7 protein-coding genes are annotated in these 7,255 nt (G+C 62.3%); 3 read left to right on the top strand and 4 right to left on the bottom strand.

Translation table 11 applies throughout. The features are described 5' to 3' along the window. Together AABA84_RS24025 and scpA are read left to right on the top strand one after the other, a co-directional pair. On the top strand, positions 1–560 hold a 560-nt coding region (locus AABA84_RS24025; RefSeq protein WP_338313408.1), incomplete at its 5' end, for a biotin/lipoyl-containing protein. A gap of 63 nt (positions 561–623) precedes the next feature. Beyond that, positions 624–2,762 (top strand): methylmalonyl-CoA mutase, encoded by a 2,139-nt coding sequence (gene scpA, locus AABA84_RS24020; RefSeq protein ID WP_338313407.1) that lies wholly within the window; start codon positions 624–626, stop codon positions 2,760–2,762. A 128-nt stretch (positions 2,763–2,890) separates the two neighbouring features. Here scpA and AABA84_RS24015 read toward each other — a convergent pair whose 3' ends face one another. Next, positions 2,891–3,280, bottom strand: coding sequence for a hypothetical protein (locus AABA84_RS24015; RefSeq protein WP_338307179.1), 390 nt, complete (start codon positions 3,278–3,280; stop codon positions 2,891–2,893). A gap of 148 nt (positions 3,281–3,428) precedes the next feature. On the opposite strand from AABA84_RS24015, the gene dusA reads away from it, so the two are divergent. Then, the gene (gene dusA, locus AABA84_RS24010) at positions 3,429–4,427 is read left to right on the top strand and encodes a tRNA dihydrouridine(20/20a) synthase DusA (RefSeq protein WP_338313406.1); all 999 of its coding nucleotides are present in this window, start codon (positions 3,429–3,431) and stop codon (positions 4,425–4,427) included. A gap of 314 nt (positions 4,428–4,741) precedes the next feature. Here the strand turns inward: dusA and AABA84_RS24005 are convergent, their stop codons facing one another. The 3 genes from AABA84_RS24005 to AABA84_RS23995 are packed head-to-tail and all read right to left on the bottom strand — an operon-like array spanning position 4,742 to position 7,168. After that, positions 4,742–5,296: a TIGR02281 family clan AA aspartic protease gene (locus AABA84_RS24005; protein WP_091952184.1), complete on the bottom strand. Its 555-nt coding sequence runs from the start codon at positions 5,294–5,296 to the stop codon at positions 4,742–4,744. A 28-nt stretch (positions 5,297–5,324) separates the two neighbouring features. After that, positions 5,325–5,528 (bottom strand): DUF1289 domain-containing protein, encoded by a 204-nt coding sequence (locus AABA84_RS24000; protein ID WP_106950384.1) that lies wholly within the window; start codon positions 5,526–5,528, stop codon positions 5,325–5,327. Positions 5,529–5,572: 44 nt separating this feature from the next. Beyond that, the gene (locus AABA84_RS23995) at positions 5,573–7,168 is read right to left on the bottom strand and encodes a sensor histidine kinase (RefSeq protein ID WP_212246775.1); all 1,596 of its coding nucleotides are present in this window, start codon (positions 7,166–7,168) and stop codon (positions 5,573–5,575) included. Between the last annotated feature and the right edge of the window lie 87 nt (positions 7,169–7,255).

Here is a 7,255-nt window from a genome sequence, read left to right as displayed (position 1 = left end):
CGGGGCAGATGGGCGGCCGCGTCGTGCAGCGCGAGCGCCGCCGCGCGGTCTGGCTCGATCGCCAGGAGATATTGCTGGAGGTCGCGCGCGAGGGCGAGGCGATCTCGGTGCGCTTCGTCGATGCCGAGGGCAAGGTCGGCAACGCACATCTGTTGCAGTCGCCGTGGAAGCCTGGTGATCCGGTTTGGCAAGGTACCATCGACGGCCACTTCGTCGCGGTGCAGGCGCGGCCGATTCCCAACGGCATTCGTCTCGCGCACCAGGGCGTCGAGGTCCCGGTCTATGTCTGGACCGAAGCGGAAGCGACCTCGGCGCGGCTGATGCCGGTGACGACGGCCTCCGACACCGGCAAGAAGCTGCTGTGCCCGATGCCCGGCCTCGTGGTCTCGATCGCGGTGACCGAGGGGCAGGAGGTCAAGGCCGGCGAGACGCTCGCGGTGGTCGAAGCCATGAAGATGCAGAACGTGCTGCGCGCCGAGCAGGACGGCACCGTGAAGAAGGTTCACGCCAGCGCCGGTGCGACGCTGGCGGTGGACGCGCTGATCTTGGAATTTGCATAAGCAGGGCATGTAGCCCGCGATGCGTGGTTGACAATTAGGCCGGTAACCGGTGCGAGATCAAGAATGTCGATGTCATTTCCAGATGAATGGAAGAGGATTGCCGAGAAGGAACTAAAAGGCGATCCCATCGCGCTCGTGCGGAAGGCTCCGGAGGGCATTGAAGTCAAACCGATCTATACGGCGTCTGATTTAGATGGGATCGAGCATCTGGACACGTTACCTGGCATGTCGCCGTTCGTTCGTGGTCCTAAGGCGACGATGTATACTGGTAGACCGTGGACAATCCGCCAGTATGCGGGATTCTCGACTGCAGAGGCGTCAAACGCATTCTATCGTTCCGCCCTTTCCTCAGGACAGAAGGGCTTGTCGGTTGCATTCGATTTGGCGACCCACCGCGGCTATGATTCTGATCATCCTCGCGTCCTAGGTGATGTCGGGAAGGCGGGCGTTGCCATCGACTCAGTCGAAGACATGAAGATCCTCTTTGACGGCATTCCCCTCGGGGAAACGTCGGTGTCGATGACTATGAACGGAGCGATAATCCCCATTCTCGCAACCTTCATTGTCGCCGGTGAAGAGCAGGGAATTCCGCGCGAAGCTCTCTCGGGAACTGTCCAAAATGACATTCTGAAGGAGTTCATGGTCCGCAATACATACATTTATCCGCCGGAACCATCGATGCGCATTGTTGCTGACATTATAGCGTTCACCGCGCAGAACATGCCGCGCTTCAACTCCATCTCGATTTCAGGCTACCATATGCAAGAGGCGGGGGCGACGCTCGTCCAGGAGTTGGCCTTTACGCTCGCTGATGGACGTGAATACGTCCGGTCTGCTCTTGCCAAGGGCCTTAACATCGATGACTTCGCAGGGCGGCTTTCATTCTTCTTCGCTATCGGAATGAATTTCTTCATGGAAGCGGCGAAGTTGCGCGCTGCTCGACTTATCTGGTCGCGTGTTATGGCGGAATTCAACCCTAAAAAGCAGTCGTCCTTAGTGCTTCGTACGCACTGTCAGACGTCGGGAGTGTCGCTCCAGGAGCATGATCCTTATAACAATATCGTGCGGACCGCTTATGAGGCTTTAGCCGCCGTTCTGGGCGGCACGCAATCGCTGCACACAAATTCGTTCGACGAAGCCATCGCATTGCCCACTGAGTTTTCGGCTCGGATTGCCCGGAACACCCAGCTAATCCTTCAGCATGAGACCGGCGTCGCCGACGTCGTCGATCCCCTCGCGGGATCCTACTATGTCGAGCGCCTGACGGACGATCTCGTCAAGGCTGCCTGGCAACTCATGGAGGAGGTCGAAGAGCGGGGAGGGATGGCGAACGCGATCGCGACAGGGTGGCCTAAGCGATTGATCGAAGAATCGGCGACACGGAAGCAGGCCGCGATTGATCGCGGTGATCAGGTCATCGTCGGAGTTAATCGGTTTCGGCTTGAACAAGAGGAGCCAATCGACATTCTGGAGATCGACAATTCGACTGTGCGCGCCTCGCAAATTCGTCGCCTGACCGATATCAAACGGTCGAGAGATTCTAAGAGCGCCTCCAGTGCGTTGGCTCGACTGACCCGGGTCGCGCAGTCAGGTGAGGGAAATCTGCTGGAAGCCGCGATTGAGGCCGCTAGGTCTCGAGCAACCGTCGGCGAAATGTCTGACGCAATGCGGCTGGCTTTTGGAGATCACCAGGCGATACCCGATGTTGTTTCGAGTGTGTACGGCCCTGCTTATGGAAACGATCCCGAGTTCACCAATCTTGTCTCGCGGCTCGACGAAGTGTCACAAGCGATCGGCGTGAGGCCAAAGATTATGATCGCCAAGCTAGGACAAGATGGTCATGATCGAGGTGCGAAGGTTATTGCGTCGGCATTCGGCGATATGGGGTTCGATGTTGTTGCCGGTCCTTTGTTTCAGACGCCAGCCGAAGCTGCCGCGATGGCCGTTCAGGCAAAAGTACATGTTCTGGGGGTCTCGTCGCTCGCGGCCGGTCACAGAACGCTCGTTCCTCAGGTTGTCAGGGAGTTGAAGCTGGCTGGCGCTGGCGGCATCATTGTTGTTTGCGGGGGCGTCGTCCCACGGCAGGACTACGAGGAGTTGCTTCGGAACGGAGTGGCAGCCGTGTTTGGACCTGGTACCAACGTACTTGAGGCCGCTATGGCAGTTCTCGATCTTATCGAGGGACGGCGAAGAAATCGCTGATCGAGGCCCGGCCGCTTCGAAGTTGCACGGGCTTCGATCAGGATGCGTCCTATTCATCTAAGCACGAGCGGGCGCCGCGAGCTTACGAACCGCGGCCGGCTCGCGGCCGAGGGTGATGGCCACTTCGGTCAGGAATCGATCGCAAGGGTCGCCGGTCCAGCGCCTTGAGCAGCTCGCTTTCGCCCGAACTCAATCAATCTCTCCCTGGTCAGCTCTTTGAGGTTTGTTCGTCCAAGCGAGAGCTTGAGGGCCTTGAGCACCATCGACTTGGATCGTCGTACGGGCTTGCCGACCTGGGCAAGATCGTCGAGATGCAGGGTGATCAAATCGGAAAAAATTCGAGGCTGCTCAAAAGGCTGGGAACGTCGAATTGCGGTGCCGCGATCGATAGAGCGCTCCACGTCAAGCGCCCATTCTTCAGCATCGCGCCGTCGCACGAACATGTTTGCGATGTACTCGTCTTTCCTCCTGACCTGAACGCGCCAGCTTCCCGATCTGAGTTTTGTAAACGTCGGCATTGCGTGTGCACTCCAGCCAGATTTCGTATGCGCTACGTGTGCACCGGGAGATCAAATGCGGTACAAACGTGTGCAATTTGGGCTAGTTTAAGTGCACACGTGTGCACCTGGTTCACGTTCCAGGCCATCGAAAAAATGGGACAACTTATTGAAATATCAAGATTATCGCTTTTCCGTGGCGCCCATGATGGATTGGACTGACCGGGGCTGCCGGGTGTTCCATCGTCGCCTGACGCGACGGGCGCTGCTCTATACCGAGATGCTGACCACCGGCGCCGTCATTCATGGCGACCGGGAGCGGCTGCTTGGGTTCGATGCGATCGAGCATCCGGTGGCGCTTCAGCTTGGCGGCTCGGATCCGCACGAGCTGGCGCAGGCTGCGCGGATCGGCGAGGCGTTCGGCTATGACGAGATCAATCTCAATGTCGGCTGCCCGTCGGACCGCGTGAAGGATGGCCGCTTCGGCGCCTGCCTGATGGCGGAGCCGCAACTCGTGGCGAGGTGTGTCGATGCGATGAAGCGCGCTGTCGCGGTTCCCGTTACGGTAAAGTGCCGCATCGGCATCGACGACCAGGACCCGGAAGTGGCCCTTGATGCGCTTGCGCACGCGGTGGTCGCTTCCGGCTGCGACGCACTGATCGTGCATGCCCGCAAGGCCTGGCTCAACGGGCTGTCTCCGAAGGAGAACCGCGACATCCCGCCGCTCGATTATGAGCGCGTCTATCGGCTCAAGCGCGCGATGCCCGACGTGCCTGTCATCATCAACGGCGGCATTCCAGGCCTCGACGAAGCGAGAGCGCATCTCGAGCATGTCGACGGCGTGATGCTCGGCCGCGCCGCCTACCAGGACCCGTGGCGGCTGCTCGGCGTCGATCGGGAGATCTTCGGCGAGGCGAGCCCGCACGCGACCATGCAGGACGCGCTGGAGGCGATGATGCCCTATATCGAGCAGCAGCTCGCCCGCGGCACGCGGCTGCACGCGATCACGCGGCATTTCGTCGGCGCATTCCATGCCGTGCCCGGGGCGCGAGCCTTCCGCCGCCATCTGGCCGAGCACGGGGTTAAGGCGGGCGCCGGCCTCGAGGTGTTGCGCGATGCGATAGCGCGCGTCGGTGCGCGCGCGCCGGCGGAAGAAGCGGCCGCCTAGCCCCGTTCCTGCGGGCCGATGCGATGTTTCAGAGGTCGATGAGTTGACGCGCCACCGCTCGAGAGACGCTGGCGGATTGTGCGCTGTTGCCGTTGTGCCGGTGTTTTGCCCGACGCGTCAAAAGATTCTGCCGAGGTGCAAATCGTTGTCCCGCGTAAGCCCTTGTTCTGACAAGCCTCGGCTACTGTGCATGGGGTTGTTTTCGCGTTTTCAGTTCGCCGCACCAACCGGCATGTACGCGCGGTGCAGGGATTGAGTCACGGCCCGTGTGAAGCGAAGCCGCCGGCACCTGCGCGACGGTTCTTGCGGATGATCTAGTCGAGCGCCGTGCGCGAGCGGCGATGGCTGCTCTGAAGCTCGGGATAGCCGGTCAGCATCAGCTTGTCGGCGCGCACGCCCCAGCTCTCCAGGCGGTCGAGGAAGCTCATGCCGAGCAGGTTGGTCTTCATCTGCCCGCGCTGGACGACCAGGGCCGGCACCGATTTTTCGACGAGATGGCCGACGGAGAGACGGTCGAGCGTGAGGCGGGCTGCCTTGGTATGGCCACCCGCGGTTTCGAGGTCGACATCGTATTCGAGCATCTCGAGCGGCAGCCCGATGGCTTTCGCGGTTTCCCAGGTCAGCACCACCGACGTCGCGCCGGTATCGATCACCATCGGCGCGGCGATGCCGTTGATCTTCGCGCGCAGCGCGAATTCGCCGCCCTGGCCGCGCGGGATCTGCACCGCAGGGGCGGGCGTTGCCGTCTGCGCGCGAAAGATGTGGGAGACCTTGTGGCTGGCGCGCGCGATCTGATCGGGGTCGCCATAGGCGACGACCGCGCCTGCCGTGCCGGCAAGCATGACGAGAACGAGCAGGAAGCGGATCATCGCGCGCCTCCGCAGGCGCGCAGGCCCCTCAGGCGCGTTTCGGCGATGCCGCGATCGGCGCCAGTCCAGCTTCCGTCATGCGTGCCGGCAACAGCGCCATGACCGCGAGCCGGTCGGCGCTTTCCATGGCGTGCCAGCGCGCGATCTCGGGCAAGGTCCGGCCGCAGCCGAAGCACAGCTTGGTCCTTGGATCGATCATGCAGACGGCGACGCACGGCGTTTCTTTGCTCATTCGGACATAGTGGGGGATTGTCGGGCATGTCTGCAAGCATCTGGTTAGGAGCCTGTGCCTGCGCTCATGATCGGCTTGTGGCGCGGCCGGCGCTTCTCCTCGGGCAGTACGGAACTCTCCGGCTGGAGCGGCGGCGAATCATCGGACAGCGGCGCCAGCGCGCTCATCACGCGCTCCGGCGGGAAGGTGACGATCACCTCGGTGCCGATGCGCAGCTTCGATTTCAGCGTGAACGTGCCGCCATGCAGGTCGATCAGATTCTTGGCGATCGGCAGGCCGAGGCCGGCGCCCTGTTCGGCAGACTTGATCGAGTTGGAGCCCTGGCCGAACGAGGCGAGCACGACCGGGATCTCGTCCTCGGGAATGCCGGAGCCGGAATCCCGCACCGAGAGATATTGCCCTCCCGAGGCGGTCCATCCGGCCTTGAGCCAGATCTCGCCGCCTTGCGGGGTGAACTTGATCGAGTTGGAGAGCAGGTTGAGCACGACCTGGCGGATCGCGCGCTCGTCGGCCCACAGCCGCGGCATGGCCTGCTCGAACACTTCGTGGATGGTGATGCCGCGGCTGGAGGCGCGCAGCTTCATCAGATGATGGCAGTCGGCGACAATGCCGACCAGCGACACCGCTTCCTCGTTGAGCTCGTAGCGGCCGGCCTCGATCCGCGACAGGTCGAGGATCTCGTTGATGAGGTTGAGCAGGTGCACGCCGGAATTATGGATGTCCGCCGAGTACTCCTTGTAGACCGGCACCGCATGCGCGCCAAAGATCTCGCTCTTCATCACCTCGGAGAAGCCGAGGATGGCGTTCAGCGGCGTGCGCAGCTCGTGGCTCATCTGCGCGAGGAAGCGCGACTTGGCGACGTTGGCGGATTCGGCGCGGTGGCGCGCCTCGTCCGAGATCGCCTTTGCCTGTTCGAGCTCGCCGATCAGCGCGTCCTTCTCTGCGCGCGCTTCCAGCGTGGCGAAGGTGGAGGAGTGCAGGCGGTGCGCCAGCAGCACGAAATAGCCTTCGGCGGCGAGCGCGAGCGCGGCCAGGATGTAATTGTCCAGCGAGCCGGTCATCACGAAGCTCAGCGCCATTGCGACCGCGACCGGCGCGGTGGCGGCGAGGGCTGCGATCGGCAGATTGGCGGCGAGCATGCTCGACACTGCGATCACCAGCAGCATCAGGAACATCATCAGCGTTTCCGTGACCATGTCGAGCACGGGATGGATCAGGATCGCCATCCAGCACAGGCCATAGAGCAGGTCGAGCACGACGAAGCGCGTGCGCCATGCGCGCGTCGCCGCGGGCGAGGCGGGCTCGATCAGGAAGCGCCGGCAGCTGCGGGTCATGGCGCTGTGGAGGCAGAGCATGCCGGCGGTCCAGGCGGCGGCGGGGATCGGCTGCATCCACAGGCCGAACAGCACACCGGTCGCGACCACCAGCAGCATCACGACATAGGAAGCCGACAGCCGCGTCTGGGCGTATTGGCGCAGCATCTCGGCGTCGAAGGCCGGCCGGGTTCCACTGGTCGACGTTAACTTGTCCCGCGCCTCGCGCACCCGCTGCGCCGCAGCCCTTCGGCTGCTCGCCGATGGAGCGCTCACCGGCTCGGCCGGAAGCTGCACAACCTCAGGCTTTTCAGCGGGGTTACTCATCAAGCAACACGATTCCTGCCCACGCCGGACGCGGGCCTTCTGCATTGTCTATCTCTGGCAAGAAATCCTTAAGAGGTGACTTAAGGA

The sequence above is a fragment of the Bradyrhizobium sp. TM239 genome (genome assembly GCF_036247985.1).
Taxonomy (GTDB): domain Bacteria; phylum Pseudomonadota; class Alphaproteobacteria; order Rhizobiales; family Xanthobacteraceae; genus Bradyrhizobium; species Bradyrhizobium ottawaense.
This window is presented reverse-complemented; position numbering and strand designations above follow the sequence as displayed.